General features: G+C 62.7%; 19 protein-coding genes and 1 tRNA gene. 14 read left to right on the top strand and 6 right to left on the bottom strand.

Features of this window, described 5'->3' with window-relative positions; all coding sequences use genetic code 11:
- Positions 1–38: 38 nt before the first annotated feature.
- Positions 39–506: an Hsp20 family protein gene (locus EJ075_RS17720; protein WP_095484062.1), complete on the bottom strand. Its 468-nt coding sequence runs from the start codon at positions 504–506 to the stop codon at positions 39–41.
- Positions 507–1,047: 541 nt separating this feature from the next.
- Between EJ075_RS17720 and EJ075_RS17715 the strand changes: the two genes are divergently transcribed.
- Positions 1,048–2,019: an alpha/beta hydrolase gene (locus EJ075_RS17715; RefSeq protein ID WP_126105120.1), complete on the top strand. Its 972-nt coding sequence runs from the start codon at positions 1,048–1,050 to the stop codon at positions 2,017–2,019.
- Positions 2,020–2,042: 23 nt separating this feature from the next.
- On the opposite strand, the gene EJ075_RS17710 is transcribed toward EJ075_RS17715, so the two are convergent.
- The 3 genes from EJ075_RS17710 to EJ075_RS17700 all read right to left on the bottom strand — a co-directional run bounded on the left by EJ075_RS17710 (position 2,043) and on the right by EJ075_RS17700 (position 4,793).
- Positions 2,043–2,555, bottom strand: a complete 513-nt coding sequence (locus EJ075_RS17710) for a DUF1579 domain-containing protein (protein WP_126105119.1) — start codon at positions 2,553–2,555, stop codon at positions 2,043–2,045.
- A gap of 113 nt (positions 2,556–2,668) precedes the next feature.
- Complete coding sequence (hisN, locus tag EJ075_RS17705; protein ID WP_126105118.1) at positions 2,669–3,442, bottom strand: histidinol-phosphatase; 774 nt, start codon at positions 3,440–3,442, stop codon at positions 2,669–2,671.
- Positions 3,443–3,851: 409 nt separating this feature from the next.
- Positions 3,852–4,793 (bottom strand): N-formylglutamate amidohydrolase, encoded by a 942-nt coding sequence (locus tag EJ075_RS17700; protein ID WP_095484227.1) that lies wholly within the window; start codon positions 4,791–4,793, stop codon positions 3,852–3,854.
- 162 nt (positions 4,794–4,955) lie between these two features.
- Between EJ075_RS17700 and EJ075_RS17695 the strand changes: the two genes are divergently transcribed.
- A complete protein-coding gene (locus EJ075_RS17695; protein ID WP_006199474.1) occupies positions 4,956–5,318 on the top strand; it encodes a response regulator in 363 nt (120 codons plus the stop codon).
- Between the two features lie 115 nt (positions 5,319–5,433).
- Positions 5,434–5,508, top strand: a tRNA-Val gene (locus tag EJ075_RS17690).
- A 670-nt stretch (positions 5,509–6,178) separates the two neighbouring features.
- On the opposite strand, the gene EJ075_RS17680 is transcribed toward EJ075_RS17690, so the two are convergent.
- Both EJ075_RS17680 and EJ075_RS17675 read right to left on the bottom strand, forming a co-directional pair.
- Entirely contained in the window at positions 6,179–7,141 is a 963-nt protein-coding gene (locus tag EJ075_RS17680; RefSeq protein WP_095484059.1) for a GDP-L-fucose synthase, read from the bottom strand.
- Between the two features lie 145 nt (positions 7,142–7,286).
- Complete coding sequence (locus tag EJ075_RS17675) at positions 7,287–8,441, bottom strand: dihydrodipicolinate synthase family protein (RefSeq protein ID WP_126105116.1); 1,155 nt, start codon at positions 8,439–8,441, stop codon at positions 7,287–7,289.
- Positions 8,442–8,680: 239 nt separating this feature from the next.
- On the opposite strand from EJ075_RS17675, the gene EJ075_RS17670 reads away from it, so the two are divergent.
- The 11 genes from EJ075_RS17670 (at position 8,681) to EJ075_RS17620 (ending at position 21,383) form a co-directional block, all read left to right on the top strand.
- Positions 8,681–9,724, top strand: coding sequence for a LacI family DNA-binding transcriptional regulator (locus EJ075_RS17670; protein WP_126105115.1), 1,044 nt, complete (start codon positions 8,681–8,683; stop codon positions 9,722–9,724).
- Positions 9,721–10,737 (top strand): Gfo/Idh/MocA family oxidoreductase, encoded by a 1,017-nt coding sequence (locus EJ075_RS17665; RefSeq protein WP_126105114.1) that lies wholly within the window; start codon positions 9,721–9,723, stop codon positions 10,735–10,737. The genes EJ075_RS17670 and EJ075_RS17665 overlap by 4 nt, the downstream gene beginning before the upstream one ends.
- Positions 10,734–12,335: an acyl CoA:acetate/3-ketoacid CoA transferase gene (locus EJ075_RS17660; RefSeq protein ID WP_095484055.1), complete on the top strand. Its 1,602-nt coding sequence runs from the start codon at positions 10,734–10,736 to the stop codon at positions 12,333–12,335. Before EJ075_RS17665 ends, EJ075_RS17660 begins: the two co-directional genes overlap by 4 nt.
- Positions 12,328–13,104, top strand: coding sequence for an enoyl-CoA hydratase/isomerase family protein (locus tag EJ075_RS17655; RefSeq protein ID WP_126105113.1), 777 nt, complete (start codon positions 12,328–12,330; stop codon positions 13,102–13,104). The genes EJ075_RS17660 and EJ075_RS17655 overlap by 8 nt, the downstream gene beginning before the upstream one ends.
- Before the next feature lie 19 nt (positions 13,105–13,123).
- The gene (locus EJ075_RS17650) at positions 13,124–14,635 is read left to right on the top strand and encodes an aldehyde dehydrogenase family protein (protein ID WP_095484053.1); all 1,512 of its coding nucleotides are present in this window, start codon (positions 13,124–13,126) and stop codon (positions 14,633–14,635) included.
- A gap of 59 nt (positions 14,636–14,694) precedes the next feature.
- Positions 14,695–15,948: an ABC transporter substrate-binding protein gene (locus tag EJ075_RS17645; protein WP_126105112.1), complete on the top strand. Its 1,254-nt coding sequence runs from the start codon at positions 14,695–14,697 to the stop codon at positions 15,946–15,948.
- Between the two features lie 136 nt (positions 15,949–16,084).
- A complete protein-coding gene (locus tag EJ075_RS17640; protein ID WP_126105111.1) occupies positions 16,085–17,041 on the top strand; it encodes a sugar ABC transporter permease in 957 nt (318 codons plus the stop codon).
- Positions 17,038–17,982, top strand: coding sequence for a carbohydrate ABC transporter permease (locus tag EJ075_RS17635; protein WP_095484050.1), 945 nt, complete (start codon positions 17,038–17,040; stop codon positions 17,980–17,982). Before EJ075_RS17640 ends, EJ075_RS17635 begins: the two co-directional genes overlap by 4 nt.
- A gap of 4 nt (positions 17,983–17,986) precedes the next feature.
- Positions 17,987–19,102: an ABC transporter ATP-binding protein gene (locus EJ075_RS17630; RefSeq protein ID WP_126105110.1), complete on the top strand. Its 1,116-nt coding sequence runs from the start codon at positions 17,987–17,989 to the stop codon at positions 19,100–19,102.
- A 5-nt stretch (positions 19,103–19,107) separates the two neighbouring features.
- Complete coding sequence (locus tag EJ075_RS17625; RefSeq protein ID WP_126105109.1) at positions 19,108–20,625, top strand: GMC family oxidoreductase; 1,518 nt, start codon at positions 19,108–19,110, stop codon at positions 20,623–20,625.
- Positions 20,622–21,383 (top strand): 3-ketoacyl-ACP reductase, encoded by a 762-nt coding sequence (locus EJ075_RS17620; RefSeq protein WP_126105108.1) that lies wholly within the window; start codon positions 20,622–20,624, stop codon positions 21,381–21,383. Before EJ075_RS17625 ends, EJ075_RS17620 begins: the two co-directional genes overlap by 4 nt.
- The last annotated feature ends 10 nt before the right edge of the window (positions 21,384–21,393 follow it).

Below are 21,393 nucleotides of genomic sequence, written 5' to 3'. Positions count from 1 at the left end.
CGCCGCCCTCCGTCCCTGAGATCGTATGTGTGACGCAGCTACGCGGCGGTCTTGGCTTCGATCTGCTTGGCCTTGGCCGAAGACGCGGTGATCGCGATCTTGCGGGGCTTCAGCTCCTCGGGAATGTTTCGCTTGAGGTCGACGAAGAGCAGGCCGTTCTTCAGCGAGGCGCCGACGACTTCAACATGGTCGGCAAGCTGGAAGCGGCGCTCAAAGGCCCGGCTGGCGATACCGCGATAGAGCAGTTCGGAGCCTTCGCCATTGCCCTCTTCCTTGCGCTCACCCTTGACGGTCAGCACATTGCGGTGAGCTTCGATCGAGAGCTCGTCGTCCGAGAAGCCGGCGACGGCCATCGAGATGCGGTAGGAATCCTCAGCCGTGCGCTCGATATTGTAGGGCGGGTAGGTCTGCGCGCTTTCAGGCTGCGCAAGCGAATCGAGCATCGTGAACAGCCGGTCGAAACCGACGGTCGAACGATAGAGCGGGGAAAAATCAACGTGACGCATAGTGTGTTCTCCTGTTGAGCAACAAGGTTTGCGTATGGCCGGTGCGAAACCCGTATCGGCGTTCCGGATAGGCCAGCGGCCCCGACATTGGCGGCCGCAACAGACATTTGGGGAACACGTGAAAGCATTTCAAGATTTCTCGATGAACGGCAGATGAACCGGGGCTTCGGCGGACGTTCAGCTAGGCGGCGCTAGACTGCTTCCAGGATCAAGGAACAGGCGGCGGTTACGGCGCCGCGCGTCCTCTCGGACACGCAAAGCACGCTGTAACACTTTGATTGCGCATGATCCCCAGCGAAAATCGGGTCCGATTTTCGGGGTTGTGCGCGAGGTGCCGCAACGAGGCCGACCGGGTGTAACGTCCCTTCCTCCCGGATCGACAGAGGCCGGAAGCACGCCGCAAGCTGCTTCCGGCCTCACTCGTTGGCTGCCCCGTTCAGCCCTTCCAACGCGTCCAGAATTCCTTTGCTTTTGATGCATGGGCGTCTATGCCTACCAAAGCTTGCGCCATGCAGGCAGCGACTCACAAACGCAGCGCCGAATGGACCTCTTCAACGAAATTCCCCACTTCCGCGAAATTCCGGGCAATCCGCTGCCGGAAAATGCGGTAGGTGGTTTCTTCACAACGCGCGACGGCAAGAATATCCGCTATGGCCTCTTTCCCGCCGTTGCGCGCCCGATGAAGGGCACCGTGGTCGTTCTGACCGGCCGCAACGAGTGCATCGAAAAATATTTCGAGACCATCCGCAATCTTGCCGACCGCGGCTTCGGCATTGCCACCCTCGACTGGCGCGGCCAGGGCGGGTCCGACCGGCTGATCGGCGACCGCGAGCGCGGCTATGTCCGCACCTTCTTCGACTATACCAGCGACCTGGAACAGTTCTTCGAGGAGATCGTGCTGCCCGACTGCCGGGGGCCGTACTACATATTGGCCCATTCGGCTGGGGCGGTGATCACGCTGCTTGCTGCGCCGTCAATGGTGAATCGCGTACGGCGCATGGTGCTGATCGCCCCATTCCTAACCGTACCCGACCTGCCGGTTTCGATAACCACCGTTCGCCGTGTCTGCTCGCTGTTCTGTCTGCTGGGCCTTGGCAAGCTTTATGCCGCCTGGGGTCCGCGGCCCAGGAAAACCATACCCTTTGCCGCCAACATGGTGACATCAGATCCGGAGCGGTATCGGCGCAACACGCTTATCTACGAGACCTACCCGCAACTGGCGCTCGGCGGCCCGACGATCCGCTGGCTGAAAGCGGCGGCGGAGGCGTCCGAGGCCATCAGCGATCCCGACTTCATCGCCAGGATCCAGGTTCCCTTGCTGGTGATCGCCGCTGGCGCCGACCAAGTCGTCTCGACCAAGGCGGTGGAAACCTACACCCAACGTCTGCGCCTCGGTTCGCTGCTGGTGATCGATGGCGCGCGCCATGAAATATTGCAGGAAGCCGACTTCTATCGCGAGCAGTTCCTTGCCGCCTTCGATGCCTTCATCCCGGGAAGCGACGACGCGGCCTGATTGGAACGCCGCGTCTCTTGGCTTTACGCCTGGCGAGCGAAATCCATGATCCAGTTGGTCTCCCAGTTCTTACCACCATCCGGTGAAAAAGCCTGCTCCCAGCGCGCCGAGTTTTCAGTGATCCGCGACCAGAGGAAACGAACCTGGATCGGGCGGCCGTCGAATACGTCTTCGCACAGGAATGTGCCGACGCCTGCATCGAAGGTGCCGCGCATCGGGATATCGATGGTCGCCGGATTGCGGCCGTCGATCCACCAGATCGACCATTGTCTCGCCGCAGGATCGAACGTCCGCAGCGTGGCGGCGCGATAGGCGCCGCCGGGCAATTCAATGACATTGTCGTCGAAATTGCCGAGGCCGCCAAGGATCGAGTGCACTTCGCATGTCCCGCCAAACACGTCCCAGTTCGTGTCACTTTGCAGGCGCTTCTGCAACCTTCGATGGCTGACGTTCCAGCGTCCGAAGAAGAAATCGAAGTCGGCCCGGCCGTCTGCCGGAGCATCTTCGGAACGGCTGGTTGTTGATTGCGTCGGCATGTGAACCCCTCCCGTGACAGTATCTCCATAGCAGAGAGTTCCTGACATCCTCCTGTCAGGAGCTTGGACTAGCCTTGGCGCCTTGGGCCGCAATGGCCAACTGCCCAGCTGGCTCAGCCACGCAGCGCGGCCATCGCGGCGGCGTGAAGCTCCGGCGTTGCCGCAGCCAGGATGTCGCCGCCACCTTCCGCCGGTCCGCCTTCGAAGGTGGTGACGACGCCACCAGCCTTCTCGATGATCGGGATCAGCGCGACGATATCGTAGGGTTTCAATCCGGGGTCGGCGACGATGTCGACGCTTCCCGCCGCGACCATGGCGAAAGCATAGCAGTCGGTGCCGTAGCGGGCGAGCTGGACCCGTTTTTCGAACAGGTCGTAGCGCAGGCGCGCGTCTCCCTTGAATAGTGCCGGCGTGGTGGTGAACAGCGTCGCCTCGGCAAGGCTTGTCGTCTTGCGTGTCGTCAGCCTCCGCGGCCCGCCCGGACCTTCATAATGAGCACCGGAAGCGTTGGCGTAGAAAAGCTCGCCGGTGAATGGTTGCGACATCATGCCGGCGACGGCATCGCCATCGACCGTCAGCCCGACCAGCGTTCCCCACACCGGCAGGCCGGAAATGAAGGCGCGCGTCCCGTCGATCGGATCGATCACCCAGATATGCCTGCTGGAAATGTTCTCGCTGCCATGCTCCTCGCCGAGGATGCCATGATCGGGATATTCCGCTGATATCAGCGCCCGGATGACTCGCTCAGCCTCGCGGTCGGCCTCGGTGACCGGGTCGAAGCTGCCTTGCTCCTTGTTGGCGACCGCGCCCTGGCTGCGGAAGCGCGGCAAGGTTTCGGCTGCGGCGGCAAGCGCAATGCGCCGCATGAAATCGATGCTGATGTCCAACTGATTCTCCCGCGTTGCAGCGTGCTGGAACCGTCGTTTGCCTGTGGTTTTCCGCCAAAACAAGGGCGTGCGAAGATTTTTGCGCATCGACGACTGTTGCTCGAATGCAACGCTGGCGCCCTCGAAATACGATTTCCACATCACAGTGAATTAAAAACGCCTTTCGGCGGCTTGACATTTGTGCAGCGCACAATAGATTTGTTCTCGGACAGGTTTTCCTGTCCATGCCCTCCTTGGGCGTTTCCTCCCTAGACTTCGACCGTGTCGTGCAAACGATGCGGTCTTTTTTTCAGCGCGGCATCCAGCGCACACGCGCCTTTCCCGACCCGCACACTGACGCCTTTATCTGGCACAAGATCTCTTTATTTGGCGCAGAATCCTTTGCAAAAATCGATTCCGATTTTTGGCATCATTCGGCGGCAAGCGGCAGATCGATAAAATCGTGATCGGGCATCGCCATCAGGTCGGCCGAGAATTGCGCCAGATCGTCGGCGAGCGCATCGAAGCCGGCGGATTTCTGGAACGTCCGCTCGTTCATGTAAAGTCCGCGATTGACCTCGATTTGCAGTGCATGGAGATGGCGCACGGGGCGGCCGTAATGCTCGGTGATGAAGCCTCCGGCGTAAGGCTTGTTATGGGCCACGGTATAGCCCATGCCGATGAGCAGGCCGATCGCCGTCTCGGTCAACGCTGCCGAGGCAGACATGCCGAAACGATCGCCAACGATAAAATCCGGCCTGAGACCGCTGTCACCGACCCTGATGCTCGCCGGCATCGAGTGGCAATCGATCAGCACGGCAAAGCCGAACCGTGCATGGGTCCTGGTCAGAAGCCGTTTCAGCGTCTCGTGATAAGGCTTGTAGACAGCCTCGATGCGCGCGACGGCTTCCGCCAGCGGCAAGCGGCCGGCATAGATGTCGAGCCCCTCTCCCACCAACTTGGGCACGGTGCCAAGCCCGCCGGCCACGCGCGCCGAGCGGATGTTGCAGAAGGACGGCACGGGCTCGGCGAACATGCGCGGGTCGAGTTCCCAAGGCTCCCGGTTGACGTCGAGATAGGCGCGCGGGAAGTTTGCCGCCAGCATCGGCGCGCCGAGCGCAACGGCGCCACCGAACAATTCGTCGACGTAGCAATCCTCGGACCGGCGGATGGCGTTTCGGTCCAGCCTTGCCATGGCCAGGAACCGGTCCGGATAGTGGCGGCCGCTATGCGGCGAGTTGAAGAGGAAGGGGACGCGCTGTTCGGCGCCCGACCGGATTTCGAAGGCTGGAACGACCGAAAAATCTTCGGCTGCCGTTTTCAATTTGAACGAACCCAAAAAAACCAATGCATCATGATTGGAAAGTGCCACCTCGCCGGCCGCATGTCCAGCACTTCGGCGGCTGAACCGCTTTGTTAAATGCGGATTGGGCTCTTCATCGTTCACTTGATGTTTACCGTCACCTCCTCATATACAGGATGGTTAACGGGCTGCCCCACGGCAGTCTCGGGTGGGTGATTCGGACGGGATAAGATGGCACGCATTCTACTGGCGGAAGACGACGACGACATGCGCCGGTTCCTCGTCAAGGCGCTGGAGCGTGCCGGCTACCAGGTCAGCGATTTCGACAATGGCGCCAGCGCCTATGAGCGGCTGCGCGAAGAGCCCTTCTCACTGCTCTTGACCGATATCGTCATGCCGGAGATGGACGGCATAGAACTCGCCCGCCGCGCCACCGAGATCGATCCCGACCTCAAGGTCATGTTCATCACCGGCTTCGCCGCCGTTGCGCTCAATCCGGATTCCAAGGCGCCGAAAGACGCCAAGGTGCTTTCGAAGCCGTTCCATCTACGCGACCTCGTCAACGAGGTCGAAAAGATGCTGCAGGCGGCCTGAGCCAATTTTGGCAAGGCTTCGGCGTGTCTTCAACGGCGCGACAAGGCGTGCCTTTCTTTCCCTTCTCCTCCTATTGACGCGCCGGAGCAAAAATGGTGTATGCGCGGCTTCGGATGGGCGTGTAGCTCAGCGGGAGAGCACTGCATTGACATTGCAGGGGTCACAGGTTCAATCCCTGTCACGCCCACCATCCGAACTACAGTCCATCTCTCATAACTGCTTCGCTTTCGCCTCGGGTTCAAATCCGATCGTCGCGTCCGGCTAATGCATGTCGCGCAAAAGTGCGCAGCGGTTTTGCGATAACGACATGCATAAAAACAAGAACTTAAAGCGCGTCGCATGAATCCGTTCAAACGCGACGCGCTTTAGTGCCGGCGAGAAGCCATGAACGGGTCGGAGAGCGCGCGCCCGAAGCTTGGGAAGCCGTCCCGGCTCGAACCAGGACGGGCGATATCGGATCGGATCATTGTGGTGTTGGGTCTGGCGTATTTCCCGGCCTGCCTCCCCCCTTGCCTTCCCGGCACGGCACGTCGCCTGCACCGCAGCATTTGCCGCTGTAGACCGTTTTCGAATTTAACTTGTCGCACTCTCTCGTCACCGTTGTTTGACAACCCGCCAGCACCGAAGCTGAAACGACAGCAAGAAAGATGTTTCGTATCGCAATAGACATGAGAAGCTCTCCAAGATTGTCCGCGCTTTGCAAACGCAGTGCTTGGTCGCTTCTCGGCCCGTATTGGTTCACAAGAAAAATTGAAGGACAGTTGGAACGTCCGCGACGGTCGTTCGCTTCCGGGCGCCTTGCGACGCGCTTCAGGGCCGCCTAGGCGGTTATCTCCGGCGGCAATCAGCGTCGATTGAGATCAGGCCGCGCCGAGGCGGAGATCGCCCTTCTCGATATGCCGGAGAAACCAAGCATAGGTCTGCTCCAATCCACTCTGAAGCGAGTACTGTGGGCGCCAGCCCGTCGCAAACAGACGCGACACGTCCATCAGCTTGCGCGGCGTGCCGTCCGGCTTGGTCGCATCGAATGTGAGCACGGCATCGGCGCCGACAACGGAGAGCATGGTGCGGGCCAGCTCGGCAATGGTGATGTCTTCGCCCGAGCCAACATTGACATGGCTGTCGCCGGAATAGTTTGTCAGCAGCCAGACCAGAGCGTCGGCGGCGTCGTCGACATGCAGGAATTCGCGCATCGGCGTGCCCGATCCCCAGACCTCGAGGGTTTTGTCGCCGGCGCGCTTGGCCTGGTGCGCCTTGCGCATAAGGGCCGGCACGACATGGCTGGTGGAGAGGTCGAAATTGTCGCCGGGGCCATAGAGGTTGGTCGGCATCGCCGAGATGTACTCGACACCATATTGGCGCCGATAGGCTTGGCAAAGTTTCAGTCCAGCGATCTTGGCGATCGCATACCATTCGTTGGTGGGCTCGAGCGGACCGGTGAGCAAAGCATCCTCGGAGATCGGCTGTGCCGCAAACTTCGGGTAGATGCAGGACGAACCGAGAAATAGCAGTTTCTGCACCTCGTTGCGAAAGGCGCTCTCGATGACATTGGTCTGCATGATGAGATTGTCCTGCAGAAAATCGACCGGCAACCTGTCGTTTGCCAGGATACCGCCGACCTTGGCCGCCGCCATCACCACCGCATCCGGCCTGTGGTCAGCCATCCAGCGTCGCACGCCGGCCTGGTCCATAAGATCGAGTTCATCGCGGGATGCGGTCAGGACCTCGCAGTCCTCGCCCGCCAGCCTGCGCAATATGGCGGAGCCGACCATGCCGCGATGCCCGGCCACGAAAACGCGCTTGCCCTGAAGGTCGAAACTCATTGGCGTATCCCTATGCAGAAAACGGCCGCTATGACCATCTGGCGGCGGCGCGCCGGATGGGCCTGCGTCGGACGCATACCGCATACAGATTTGCCCAGACAAGGCAAATCGGAGATTTGGGCGAACTCTTCTAGTGGGATGGCGATCAGACGCCCGCCACGGCACACAGGCTCTTCATTCTTGCGATGGCAAGCTCCGGGTCGGCCAGCAATCCGGCCTGGTCGGCAAGACGGAACACATCGGCATAGTGGCAAATGCCGCGCGCCGATTGCATGCCGCCGACCATCGAAAAATGCTCCTGGTGGCCGTTCAGCCATGCCATGAGGACGATACCGGCCTTGTAATACTCGGTCGGCGCCTCGAAGATTTTCCGCGACAGAGGTACCGTCGGCGCCATCATCGCGTCATAGCCGGCGCGGTCGCCGTCGGCCAGTTTCGCCAGCGCGGCATTGGCGACCGGCGCGATGGCGTCGAAAATGCCGAGCAGCGCGTGCGAGTGCCTTTCGCCATCGCCCGCGATCAATTCGGGATAATTGAAATCGTCGCCGGTGAACATGATCACCCCTTCCGGCAGCCGGTTCCTGAGCGCGATTTCCTTGTCGGCATCGAGCAGTGATATCTTGATCCCCTCGACCTTGCCGGCGTGGCGTTCGATGATGGCGACCACCGTGTCGAGCGCGGTCTCGAAATCATGGCTGCCCCAATAACCCTTCAGAGCCGGATCGAACATGTCGCCCAGCCAGTGCAGGATGACCTTGCCGGATGCCTGAGACAGGATGCGGTCATAGACGCTGATATAATCGTCGGGACCCTTGGCGACAGTCGCCAGCGCGCGGCTGGCCATCATGATCGCCTTGCCGCCCAGGCCTTCGATGAAACCGAACTGCTCCTCATAGGCCGCGATGACATCGTCGAGCGTCCTGGCGGCGCCTGGCGCCAGATGGTCTGTTCCGGCACCTGAGGCGAGATCGGCGCCCTCGACGGTTCGCGCCTCGGCGATCGAGCGGCGGATCAATTCCCTAGCGTTTGCCCAGTCGAAACCCATGCCGCGCTGCGAGGTGTCCATCGCCTCGGCGATACGGAAGCCGAGACGCCACAGATGATGGCGGAATGCCATCGTGCACTCCCAGTCGACCGCGGGATGAGACCACGGATCGGTCATCGCGAGGGGATCGGCAACGACATGGGCGGCGGCATAGGCGATGCGCGAAAACCGTGCGCCGATCACCGGCTGTGCCGGCTGGCCGACAAGGCGGTAGCGAGTGCTGCGGCCGCCCTCTTCGGGCAAGGCAATGTCCATATATCTCTCCCTTGGTCGCGCCTATAAATGGAACGTTCCAATAAATCAAGAACCTTTATGTCCCCGATCTCGGTCTCGCCAAATGCTGCATCGCAGCGACAAACCCTTGAAGAGCACCGGCTGCACCCGCTAAGCTCCCGTTTTTCTAGCTCGGAAAAAATCCCGATTGACTCAAATCCCGCACAGGGATTAGAACGTTCCAATAATTCGACCAGAAAATACCGGGAGGACGGATCTGGATGGCCAGCAGGCCCAAGGCGACGATACTCGACATTGCCCGCGAGGCGGGCGTGTCCAAGTCGACGGTGTCGCTCGTGCTGCAGGGCAGCGGACTGATCCGGCCTGAGACCGCGCTGAAGGTTCGCAAGGCGATCGAGGATGTCGGCTATGTCTACAACCGCGGCGCCGCCAATCTGCGCAAGGCTCATTCCAACGTCATCGGCATGGTCATCAACGATCTCACCAACCCCTTTTTCGCCGAAATGGCGGTCGGCATGGAGCGGGTCTTCCAGTCGGCAGGCATCGTGCCGTTCATCGCCAACACCGCGGAGAACCCGGTGCGCCAGGAGGAAGTGCTGAAATCGCTGATGGAACAAGGCGTCGCCGGGCTGATCGTGTCGCCGGCGCGCGGCACGACCTCAGGTGCTTTCCGCCGCATCGAGATGGCGGGCCTTCCGATCGTCTTCACCATGCGCCGCCTTCCCGAAAGCCGCATCCCAGTGATCGCGCCCGACAATCATCGCGGCGCCTGGCTCGCCACCGCCCATCTGATCGGCAAAGGGCATCGCCGGCTGGTCTTCTTCGGCGGCTCATCGGACCTGGTGGTCTATCACGAGCGGCTGGGCGGTTTTCGCGAGGCCTGCGAGGCGCTCGGCATCGCCAAACGCGATACACTCGTCGTCGAAGGCGAAACCAGCCGCAAGGGCGGCATTGCCTGTCTGGAGACGGCCCTCGCGATGGCCGAGCCGCCGACCGCGGCACTGTGCTTCAACGATGCGGTCGCCTTCGGCGTCATGCTGGCGCTGCGCAAGCGCGGGCTCGAGCCCGGTGCGGATTTCGCCGTCGTCGGCTTCGACGACGTGATCGAAGCCCAGCATTACATGCCGGCGCTGACCAGCGTCGCGGTGGATTCGGCAGGCCTCGGCGAGCGTGCCGCCCATGTCATGCTGAAGATGATCCAGTCGCGCACCACGCGCGCCGAGGATCATATCGGCGCCGTCAACCTCGTCGTCAGGGACAGTTGCGGTCCTGATCGCCGTGCGGGAATGGGGGACGCGGCATGACCGTGAAATGGGGGCTGATCGGCGCAAGCACGATCGCCAGGCAATTCGTGATCAACGCCATCCGCGCTCAGGCCGACGGGGAAATCGCGGCGGTGATGAGCTCCAGCCCGGATCGCGCCACTTCCTATGCCAAGGAGAACGGCATTCCGCTTGCCGTCTCGACGCTCGATGAATTGCTCGGCCCCGACATCGACGCCGTCTACATCTCGACCACCAACGAATTGCATCTCGAACAGGCATTAGCCGCCATCAAGGCGGGAAAACATGTGTTGTGCGAAAAGCCGCTCGCGCTGACCAGCGCCGATGCGCGAAAGATGGTCGCCGCAGCCAAGGCAGCCGGCATCGTGCTCGGCACCAACCATCATCTGCGCAATGCCGGCTCGCACCGGGCGATGCGTGAAGCCATCGCCGCCGGCCGCATCGGCAAGCCGATTGCCGCGCGCGTCTTCCACTCCGTCTATCTGCCGGAAAACCTGCAGGGCTGGCGTATCACCAGGCCGGAAGCGGGTGGCGGCGCAGTGCTCGACATCACCGTGCACGATGCCGACACGCTGCGCTTCGTGCTCGGCGACGATACGCTGGAGGTTTCGGCGTTCACGCAGGCCGCAGGCATGGCCAGCGGCGGGCTGGAAGATGGCGCCATGTGCATCTGGCGCTTCAGATCGGGCATCATCGCCCAGTCGCATGAGGGCTTCACCACCAAGTTCGCCGGCACCGGCTTCGAGGTGCATGGCAGCGAAGGCTCCCTGATCGCGAAAGATGTGATGACGCAGAAGCCGATCGGCTCTGTGCTGCTGCGCACGGCAAACGGCGAGGAGGAATTGGGCTTCGACCGCGAAGATCTCTATGTCACGTCTTTGCGCCAGTTCCATGCGGCGATGGGTGGCGAAGGCCAGCCGTCGGCCACCGGCGAGGACGGCGTCTGGTCGCTGACATCGGCCGAAGCGGCGTTGCAATCCGCAAAGTCCGGCAAATCAGTCGCGATCGATCCAAAACTCGGGGGCGCAGGGTGAGCAAGCTCGTCTCCGCAGCGCAAGCCGCCAGCCTGATCAGGGACGGCATGGTCGTTTCCGTGTCGTCGTCGAGCGGTCTCGGCTGCCCGGATGCGGTGCTCGCCGCCATCGGTGAGCGCTTCGAGGCGGAAGGCCATCCGAAGGGTATCACGACGCTGCACCCGATTGCCGCCGGCGACATGTACGGTATCAAGGGCATCGACCATCTGGCAAAGCCCGGCCTGTTGAAGCGCACGCTGTGCGGCTCCTATCCCTCGGGCCCGTCATCCTCGGAGCCGCCGCAGATCTGGAAGATGATCGGCGACAATTCGGTCGCCGCCTACAATGTGCCTTCAGGCATCCTGTTCGACATGCACCGGGAGGCTGCTGCCAAGCGCCCCGGCGTGCTGACAAAGGTCGGCCTCGATACGTTCGCCGACCCGCGCCATCAGGGCTGCGCCATGAATGCGGCGGCCAGCGAGCCGATCGTTTCGGTGCAGCAGTTCGACGGTGAGGAATGGCTTTATTTCCGCTCGATCGTGCCCAATGTGTCGATCATCCGCGCCACGACCGCCGACGAGCGCGGCAACCTCACCTATGAGCATGAGGGCGCCTATCTCGGCGGGCTGGAACAGGCGCTCGCCGCCCGCAACAATGGCGGCATCGTCATCGCGCAGGTCAAGCGCGTCGTCGAGAACGGCACGCTGAAGCCGCATGACGTGCGCGTGCCCGGTGTGCTGGTCGACCACATCGTGGTGGCGCCCGACCAGTTGCAGACGACGCTGACACCCTACGACCCGGCGATCTCGGGCGAGATCTTCCGGCCGCTGTCGACGTTCCGCAACGCCGAGATGAGTGTCCAGAAGGTCATCGCGCGGCGCGTCGCCATGGAGCTTGCCGACGGCATGGCCGTCAACATCGGCTTCGGCATCTCGGCCAACGTGCCGCGCATCCTTATCGAGGAAGGCCAGCACGGCAAGGTCACCTGGGTGATCGAACAGGGCGCGGTCGGTGGCGTGCCGCTGCTCGACTTCAAGTTCGGCTGCTCGTCGAACGCCGACGCATTCATGCCTTCGCCACACCAGTTCATCTACTTCCAGGGCGGCGGTTTCGATGCGTCATTGCTGTCCTTCCTGCAGATCGACCGCCATGGCTCGGTCAACGTGTCGAAGCTTTCGGCGAGGCCACATGTCACCGCCGGCGCGGGCGGTTTTGTCGACATCACCGCGCGGGCGAAGAAGATCGTCTTTTCCGGGTTCTTCAATGCCGGCGCCAAGCTGTCGCTGGCCGATGGCGGCATCCGCATCGATCACGAAGGCAAGGTGAAGAAGGTGGTCGGCGAGGTCGAGCACATCTCGTTTTCGGGCAAGCGCGCGGTCGCGCAAGGACAGGACATCACCTATGTCACCGAGCGCTGCGTTATGAAGCTGACGCCCGCTGGGCTGATGGTGACGGAGTTGGCACCGGGCATCGACCTTCAGCGCGATATACTGGCGCAGGCCGAGATTCCGCTCGGTATCGCCAACGATCTGAAAGTGACACCGGACGCACTCTACCGGGAGCGGCCGATCGGCCTGTCGCTCAATGGCGGGGCATCGCTCGGAGGCGCACATGGCTGAACGTCTCGTCACCTTTGACACCGATGGCACCCTCGGCATCGTCACACTGCGCCGGCCGGAGAAGTTCAACGCGCTCGACATCCCGATGCTGCGCGCGCTGGAAGCCGCGCTTGACACGGCGGAAGCTGCGGATGGCGTCCGCGCCGTGCTGCTGTGTGGCGAAGGCAAGGGTTTTTGCTCGGGTGGAGATGTCGAAGCCTGGTCGCAAATGAGTGCCGCCGACTTCCAAGTGCAATGGGTGCGCTACGGCCATCGCGTCTTCGACCGGCTGGCGCGGTTGCGGCAGCCGACTATCGCCGTGCTGTCAGGCCATGCGCTGGGCGGCGGGCTGGAACTGGCGGTCGCCTGTGACTTCCGCGTCGCCGAGGCGCAGGTGAAATTGGGCTTCCCGGAAACCTCGATCGGCGTGGTGCCCGGCTGGTCCGGCACGCAGCGCGCGGTGCGCCGCTTCGGCGCGCAAACGGTGCGGCGCATGGCAATCGGCGGCGAGCTGTTCGTGGCGGCCGAAGCACTCGCTCTAGGCATCATCGATCGGCTGGTCGACACGGGCAAGGCATTCACTGAGGCCAAGGCCTGGGCCGGCAAGATCGCCGAGCGCGGCCCGTTGGCAACCGAAGCCGCCAAACTGATGATCGCGGTCGCCGAGGGCGAGGAAAGTGCTGCCGCCACAGAGGCGCTGGCCAGCGGCTTCATCGCTCTAACCGGCGATCTCAAGGCCGGTGTCGACGCTTTCAAGGCCAAGCAGAAACCAGCGTTTTCAAGATCCTAGAATACATGCGGAACCTCACATGAACTTGCCTCTCGACATCGCCATGCCCGCCGAGGCATCCGCAGCACCGAAGACCTATCGGCTGCTGATCGATGGCAAGTTTGTCGATGCCCGCGACGGCCGTACGCTGGAGCGCGAGAGCCCCGGCCATGGCTTCACGGTTTCACGCTATGCGCAAGCCGGCGCGGCGGAAGTCGAGGCGGCGGTGACCGCCGCGCACAAGGCGTTCGAGGCCGGCCCCTGGCCGCGCATGAAGGCCGGCGAGCGCGCCGCGATCCTGCTCAAGGCGGCAGACCTGATCGAGGCGCGGCTTGAGGAGATCGCCCGGCTCGACGCGCTGGAATCCGGCAAGCCGATCGCCCAGGCGCGCGGCGAGATCGGCGGCGCCGTCGATATCTGGCGTTATGCGGCATCCCTTGCCCGCACGCTGCATGGCGAAACCTACGCCAATCTCGGCGACGCCATGCTGGGCGTCGTGCTGCGCGAACCGATCGGCGTCGTCTCGATCATCACGCCATGGAATTTTCCGTTCCTCATCGTCAGCCAGAAACTGCCGTTTGCGCTCGCCGCCGGCTGCACGGCGGTGGTCAAGCCGAGCGAGATGACCTCGGCCTCGACCTTCGTGCTCGGCGACATCCTGATGCAGGCCGGCTTGCCGGATGGCGTCGTCAACATCCTCGCTGGCCTGGGCGCCGATGTCGGCGCGGCGATGGTCAGCCATCCGCTGGTCGAGATGGTGTCGTTCACCGGCTCCACTCGGGTCGGCAAGATGACCATGGGATCGGCTGCGAGCACGCTGAAGAAGGTTTCGATGGAGCTCGGCGGTAAGAACGGCCAGATCGTCTTTCCCGACGCCGACCTCGAAGCCGCCGCCGACGCAGCGGTGTTCGGCGGCTTTTTCAACGCCGGCGAATGCTGCAACGCCGGCAGCCGGCTGATCGTCCACGAGGCGATCGCCGACGACTTCCTTGGCGCAGTGAAGGCGCTCACCGCCCGGGTCACCGTCGGCGATCCACTCGATGACGGCACCAAGGTCGGCGCGATGATCTCTTCCGAGCACCTGGCCAAGGTCACCGGATACGTGACGGCGGCGGCAAACGACGGCAGCAGCGTCTATAGCGGCGGCAAGCAGATCGCCTCCAGTGCCGGTCAATATCTCGACCCGACCATTCTTCGCGGCGTAACCGAAGACATGGCCATTGCACGCGAGGAAGTGTTCGGCCCGGTGCTCTCAGTGCTGACCTTTGAATCGATTGAAAAGGCGTTGCGCATCGCCAACAACACGCCCTATGGTTTATCGGCGGGCGTGTGGAGCGCCAGCATCGACACCTGCATGTCGGTGGCGCGGAATGTGCGTTCGGGAACCGTTTGGGTGAACACGTTCATGGAAGGTTATCCCGAGCTGCCTTTCGGAGGCTACAAGCAGTCCGGTCTCGGACGCGAACTCGGCAAGCGCGCCGTCGAGGATTATACCGAGGAAAAGACAATCCAGTTTCATCGTGGCCAGCGCACCGGATGGTGGGTCGGCTGAGTTGGGAAGAACCCGGCGGGCAACCGCCGGTCGTGTAGATGTAACAAGGGAGGAAGTACATGTTGCGCAAACTGCTTATCGGAACGGCTCTCGGGTCGGGCCTTGCGTTCGCGGCCCACGCCCAGGACGTCAAGGAAGTTGAGATGCTGCATTGGTGGACGTCGGGCGGCGAAGCGGCTGCTTTGAACGTGCTCAAGGAGGATCTGTCCAAGCAAGGCTTTGCCTGGAAGGACGTGCCCGTGGCCGGCGGCGGCGGCGACGCCGCCATGACCGCGCTGAAGGCGATGGTCGCTGCCGGCAATTACCCGACCGCCTCGCAGATGCTCGGCTATACCGTGCTCGATTATGCCGCAGCCGGCGTGATGGGCGACCTGACCGAGACGGCGGTAAAGGAAGGCTGGGACAAGTCCGTTCCGGCCGCCCTGCAGAAATTCTCGGTCTATGACGGCAAGTGGGTCGCAGCTCCGGTCAACGTCCATTCGGTCAACTGGCTGTGGATCAACAAGGCGGTGATGGACAAGATCGGCGGCACCGAGCCCAAGACCTTCGACGACTTCATCGCGCTGCTCGACAAGGCCAAGGCGGCGGGCGTCATCCCGCTCGCGCTCGGCGGCCAGAACTGGCAGGAAGCCACCATGTTCGATTCGGTCGTGCTGTCGACCGGCGGACCTGAATTCTACAAGAAAGCCTTCAACGACCTCGACGAGGAGCAGCTGAAGTCCGACACGATGAAGAAGTCGTTCGACAACCTCGCCAAGCTCGTCACCTATGTCGACCCGAACTTCTCGGGCCGCGACTGGAACCTCGCTACCGCCATGGTCATCAAGGGAGATGCGCTGGTGCAGGTCATGGGCGACTGGGCCAAGGGCGAATTTAACGCCGCCAAGAAGGTCCCTGGCACCGACTTCCTGTGCTATCGCTTCCCGGGCACCGACGGCAGCGTGGTCTACAACTCCGACATGTTCGGCATGTTCGACGTTCCGGACGACCGCAAGGCCGCCCAGGCCGCCTTGGCCACCGCCACTTTGTCGAAGAGCTTCCAGTCGGCCTTCAACGTCGTCAAGGGCTCGGTCCCAGCGCGCACCGACGTGCCTGACACCGACTTCGACGCTTGCGGCAAGAAGGGCATGGCCGACCTGAAGGCCGCCAATGAGGGCGGCACGCTGTTTGGTTCGCTCGCGCAAGGCTATGGCGCGCCTCCGGCGGTCGCCAATGCCTATAAGGACGTCGTCTCGAAATTCGTCCACGGCCAGATCAAGACCTCGGACGAGGCCGTGACCCAGCTGGTCAACGCGATCGAAGACGCCAAGTAAAACCAGGCATGGAGAGACCTTCCCTGCTCCGGTGGGGAAGGTTCCACCAAGGCAGGATGGTCGGCCTCGCGTCGGAAATGCCTATCACCTGGCGCCGGCGATCAACCAACACGCCCGACCCGAAAGGGAGGAGCCCATGACTACGGTCGCGACCCAGATCAAGCTGACGCCGGAGCATAACGCGCGCCCGGGCGCCTCGGTGCGCTCGCGCCTGCAGGACGCCTTGCCGAAGATCGTGCTGGCGCCAAGCTTTGCGATCACCATCGTCTTCGTCTACGGCTTCATCCTGTGGACGGTCTATCTGTCTTTCACCAACTCCAAGACGTTCCCGTCCTATGCCATTACTGGGTCACGCGCCTATCAGCGGCTGTGGCGCTGGACCTTCGAGAGCGACCCGCCATCGAGCTGGTACACGTCGATCACCAACATGGGCATTTTCGGTTTTCTCTACATCTTCATCTGCCTGGCGCTCGGCCTTTTCCTGGCCATCCTGCTCGACCAGAAGATCCGCGGCGAAGGCGTGTTGCGGCCGATCTATCTCTACCCGATGGCGCTATCCTTCATCGTCACCGGCGTCGCCTGGAAATGGTTCCTCGATCCCGGCCTCGGCCTCGAGCAGACGCTGCACCAATGGGGCTGGAAGAGCTTCCATTTCGACTGGATCAAGAACAAGGATTTCGTCATCTACACCGTGGTGATCGCCGGCGTCTGGCAGGCCTCGGGGTTCATCATGGCGATGTTCCTCGCCGGCCTGCGTGGCATCGACGGCGAGATCATGAAGGCGGCGCAGATCGACGGCGCCACCACGTTCCAGCTCTATCGCCGGATCGTCATCCCGCTGCTGCGGCCGGTGTTCCTGTCGGCCTTCATCGTGCTCGCCCACCTCGCCATCAAGTCCTACGATTTGGTCGTCGCGCTGACCAGTGGCGGACCGGGCGGCTCGGCCTGGCTGCCGTCGAACTTCATGTATGAGTACACCTTCAAGCGCAACGAAATGGCTGTCGGCTCAGCCAGTGCTGTGATCATGCTGATGACCATCACCGCGATCATCGTGCCCTATCTCTACTCCGAGCTCAGGGAGAAGCCGCGATGAGCGTCATTGCCACTCCCGCTCGCCAGAGCACTGGCGGCATCAGCGCCAGGACCGTCAACCGCGTTGTCATCTACGGCCTGCTGGCGCTGTTCGCGCTGTTCTACCTGATGCCGCTATTCGTCATGCTGGTGACCTCGTTCAAGACCATGGACGAGATCCAGAACGGCAACATGCTGGCGCTGCCGCAGGCGCCGACCTTCGAGCCATGGCTGAAGGCCTGGGGCGAGACCTGCGTCGGCCTCACCTGCGCCGGCATCAAGGGCTATTTCTGGAATTCCATCAAGATGGTGGTTCCGGCGGTGCTGATCTCGACGCTGCTCGGCGCGCTCAACGGCTATGTCCTGACCAAATGGCGCTTCCGCGGCCACACGCTGGTGTTCGGGCTGATGCTGTTTGCCTGCTTCATTCCGTTCCAGTCGGTGCTGTTGCCGATGGCGACGATCCTCGGCAGCCTCGGCCGTTTCGGCGTGACGTTGCGGAACGCAACGGGGCTGTCATTCGGCTTGGGCAACCCAACGGTCAACCTGGTCTTTGTCCACGTCGTCTACGGGCTTGGCTTCACCACTTTGTTCTTCCGCAACTATTACGAGGCGTTCCCGACCGAACTGGTCAAGGCGGCGCAGGTCGACGGGGCCAGCTTCTTCCAGATTTTCCGGCGCATCATGCTGCCGAATTCGATGCCGATCTTCGTCGTCACCGTCATCTACCAGTTCACCAACATCTGGAACGACTTCCTGTTCGCCTCCGCCTATGCCGGCACCGGTGACGCGATGCCGATGACCGTGGCGCTGAACAACGTCGTCAACACCTCGACCGGCGTCGTCGAATACAACGTCAACATGGCGGCGGCGATGATCGCCGCACTGCCGACCCTTCTCGTCTACGTGGTCGCTGGCCGCTATTTTGTGCGCGGCCTGATGGCCGGCGCCGTCAAAGGATAATCGAATGGCTTTTCTCGAAATCAATGGGCTGAGGAAGCGGTTCGGATCGGTCGAAATCCTGAAGGGCATCGACGTCGATCTCGAAAAGGGCGGCTTCCTCGTGCTGGTCGGCCCGTCCGGCTGCGGCAAGTCGACCTTGCTCAACACCATCGCCGGCCTGGAAACCATCACCGAAGGCGAAATTCGCGTCGACGGCCGGACGATCAACAATCTTCATCCCTCGAAGCGCGATATCGCCATGGTGTTCCAGAGCTACGCGCTCTATCCGAACATGACGGTCGCCGGAAACATCGCCTTCGGCATGGAGATGCGCGGCGTGCCGGCTCAGGAGCGCCAGAAGGCGATCGACAAGGTGGCGAAGGTGCTGCAGATCGGCCACCTCCTGCAGCGCAAGCCGAGCCAGCTTTCCGGTGGCCAGCGCCAGCGCGTCGCGATGGGCCGCGCGCTGGTGCGCGACCCCAAGCTCTTTCTCTTCGACGAGCCGCTTTCCAATCTCGACGCCAAGCTGCGTGTCGACATGCGTATCGAGATCAAGCGCCTGCACGCGACCACCGGCACAACGATAGTCTACGTTACCCACGATCAGATCGAGGCGATGACGCTGGCCACCAAGATCGCGGTGATGCGCGACGGCGAGGTGCAGCAGTTCGGCACGCCAGCCGAAATCTACAACAACCCGACCAATCTGTTCGTTGCCGACTTCATGGGTTCACCGGCGATGAACCTGATCCCGGCGACGATCGGCGGCAATGGCAATGCGCTTTCCGTGGTGCTGCAGCGCGAGGCGCGCGAGCCGATCTCGCTGCCGCTGGCCGATGCGCCGTCGGGCCTGTCGGCATTCCACGACAAGCCGATCATCTTCGGCGTCCGCCCCGAAGCCCTGACCGATCCGGAAGGGGCCGAACGCAACGCATCGAACATCGCCACCGCCGACTGTCACATCGAAGTCGTGGAACCGGCCGGCTCCGACACTTTCGCGGTCACCAATCTGGGCGGCAAGGCGGTGGTGGCGCGGCTGCGCGCCGACGCCAACATCCAGCCGGGCACCAGCACGCCGCTCGCCTTCAACCTGACCAAGGCGGTGTTCTTCGATCCGGCGACCGAGAACCGTATCCTCTGACAGCCATGACAAACCCGGACATCGTCATCATCGGCTCCGGCATCGGCGGCGCCACGATCGCCTCCGGCCTTGCCGGCAGTGGCGCCTCGATCCTGATGCTGGAGCGCGGCGAGAAGCTGCCGACGACGACGCACACGCGCGACACACGCGCTATCTTCGTCGACGGCCATTACCGGCCGAAGGAGATGTGGCGCGAGGTCGGGGGTGCTGCGTTCAACCCCGGCAACTACTACTATGTGGGCGGCAATTCGAAATTCTATGGCGCGGTGCTGATCCGCTACCGCAGGCAAGACTTTTCCGCCATGGAGCACTATGGCGGCGTCTCGCCGGCCTGGCCGTTCTCCTACGAGGCGTTCGAGCCATGGTACTCCAGGGCCGAGCAGCTTTTTCGCGTGCGCGGCGCACTCGGCGAAGACCCGACCGAACCGTTCCACTCGATCCCCTATGCCTTCGGGCCGGTGCCGGACGAGCCGCCCATCGCCCGCGCCCGCGCCGAGCTCAAGGGTCTCGGCCTGCACCCCGCATCGCTGCCGCTCGGCGTCGACATCGATGCCTGGCTGAAGGACGGCAAGACAGGCTGGGATGCCTTTCCCAACACCGGGACCGGCAAGGTCGACGCCCAAACAGGGCCGCTGGCGGCAGCACTGGCCGACCGGAACATCAGGCTAGAGACCAGTGCCCACGTCGAATATCTCGAAGCGTCATCGGATGCCAGGACGATCGCCGCCGTTCACTATCGCCAGAATGGCACGCTGAAGAAAGTGACGCCGAAACTGGTCATCCTCTCGGCCGGCGCCGTCAATTCAGCGGTCATCCTGCTGCGCTCGCCCTCTCCCAACAATGGCAAGGGAGGCGGCAAGGGCCTCGCCAACCGTTCCGACCAGGTCGGCCGCAATTTCATGAACCACAATTCGAGCGCCATGCTGGCGATCGATCCGCGCCGCAGGAACACATCCGTCTACCAGAAGACGCTGATGCTCAACGACTACTATCTGTCCGACGGCAAGGGCGGCAAGCCGCTCGGCAACGTCCAGCTTCTCGGCAAGATCGACGGCAATATCTTGAGGGCCAACGTCAAGCTTGCACCCAAATTCGCGCTGGACTTCATGGCCGGCCACGCCGTCGACTGGTATCTGATGTGCGAGGACCTGCCCGATCCCGAAAGTCGCATCATGGTCGATGGCAAGGACATCGTCATGCAGTGGCGGCGCTCCAACATGCAGTCGCTCGACGGGCTGACCAAGGTGATGCGTGAAAACTTCCGCGCCTGCGGCTATCCAATCGTCCTGTCGCGGCCTTTCGACAAGCGAACGCCGTCGCACCAGTGCGGCACGGTTAAGATGGGCGACGATCCGGCGACCTCGCCGCTCGACCCCTTCTGCCGCTCATTCGATCACCACAACCTGTTTGTCGTCGACGGCAGCTTCCTGCCGAACTCGGCCGCGGTCAATCCGGCGCTGTCGATCGCTGCACAGGCATTGCGCGTCGCCCACCATATCCGCAAGACGGAGCTTGTCGCATGAGTCGCCCGGGAGCGATCGTCACCGGCGGCGCACGCGGCATCGGCCTTGCCTGCGCCGAGGCGCTGGCCGATGCGGGCTTCGACATCCTTGTCGTGGACCTCGCCGACAACGCGACCGACGGGCTTGCCGCTGACATCGCCGCCCGCGGCGCGGCGTTCGCCTACTATGGCGGCGACATCGCCGATCTCGACAGCCATGCAGCGCTGGTCGATGCCGCATTGAATGCCTTCGGCCGCATCGACTGCCTCGTCAACAATGCCGGCATCGGCGCGGTCGAACGCGGCGACCTGCTGGAATTGAAACCGGAGAATTTCGACCGGATCCTCAGCATTAATCTGCGCGGCACCGTCTTCCTCAGCCAAGCCGTTGCCAAGGTGATGCTTGCAGCGCCGGGTGATCACCCAAAATCGATCATCACCATCACCTCGGTCAGCGCCGAAATGGCCTCGCCCGAGCGCGGCGACTACTGCATCTCCAAAGCTGGGCTTTCGATGTGGGTGAAGACCCTGGCACTGCGGCTCGCCGCCGAAAATGTCGGCGTGTTCGAGGTGCGGCCGGGCATCATCCGCACCGACATGACCGCCGGGGTAACCGCCAAATACGACGCGCTGATCGACCGCGGGCTGGTACCGGCAAAGCGCTGGGGCGAAGCCGCCGATGTCGGCGCCGCGGTGGCGGCACTCGCCAGCGGCAAGCTTGGCTTTTCGACCGGCTCGATCGTCAATGTCGACGGCGCGCTGTCGGTGCCGAGGCTGTGAGCAGGTGACG

Origin of the sequence: Mesorhizobium sp. M6A.T.Cr.TU.016.01.1.1 (assembly GCF_003952585.1) — a bacterium.
GTDB classification, from domain to species: domain Bacteria; phylum Pseudomonadota; class Alphaproteobacteria; order Rhizobiales; family Rhizobiaceae; genus Mesorhizobium; species Mesorhizobium mediterraneum.
The sequence above is the reverse complement of the archived record's forward strand: the minus strand, read 5'-3'. Positions and strand labels throughout refer to the sequence as shown.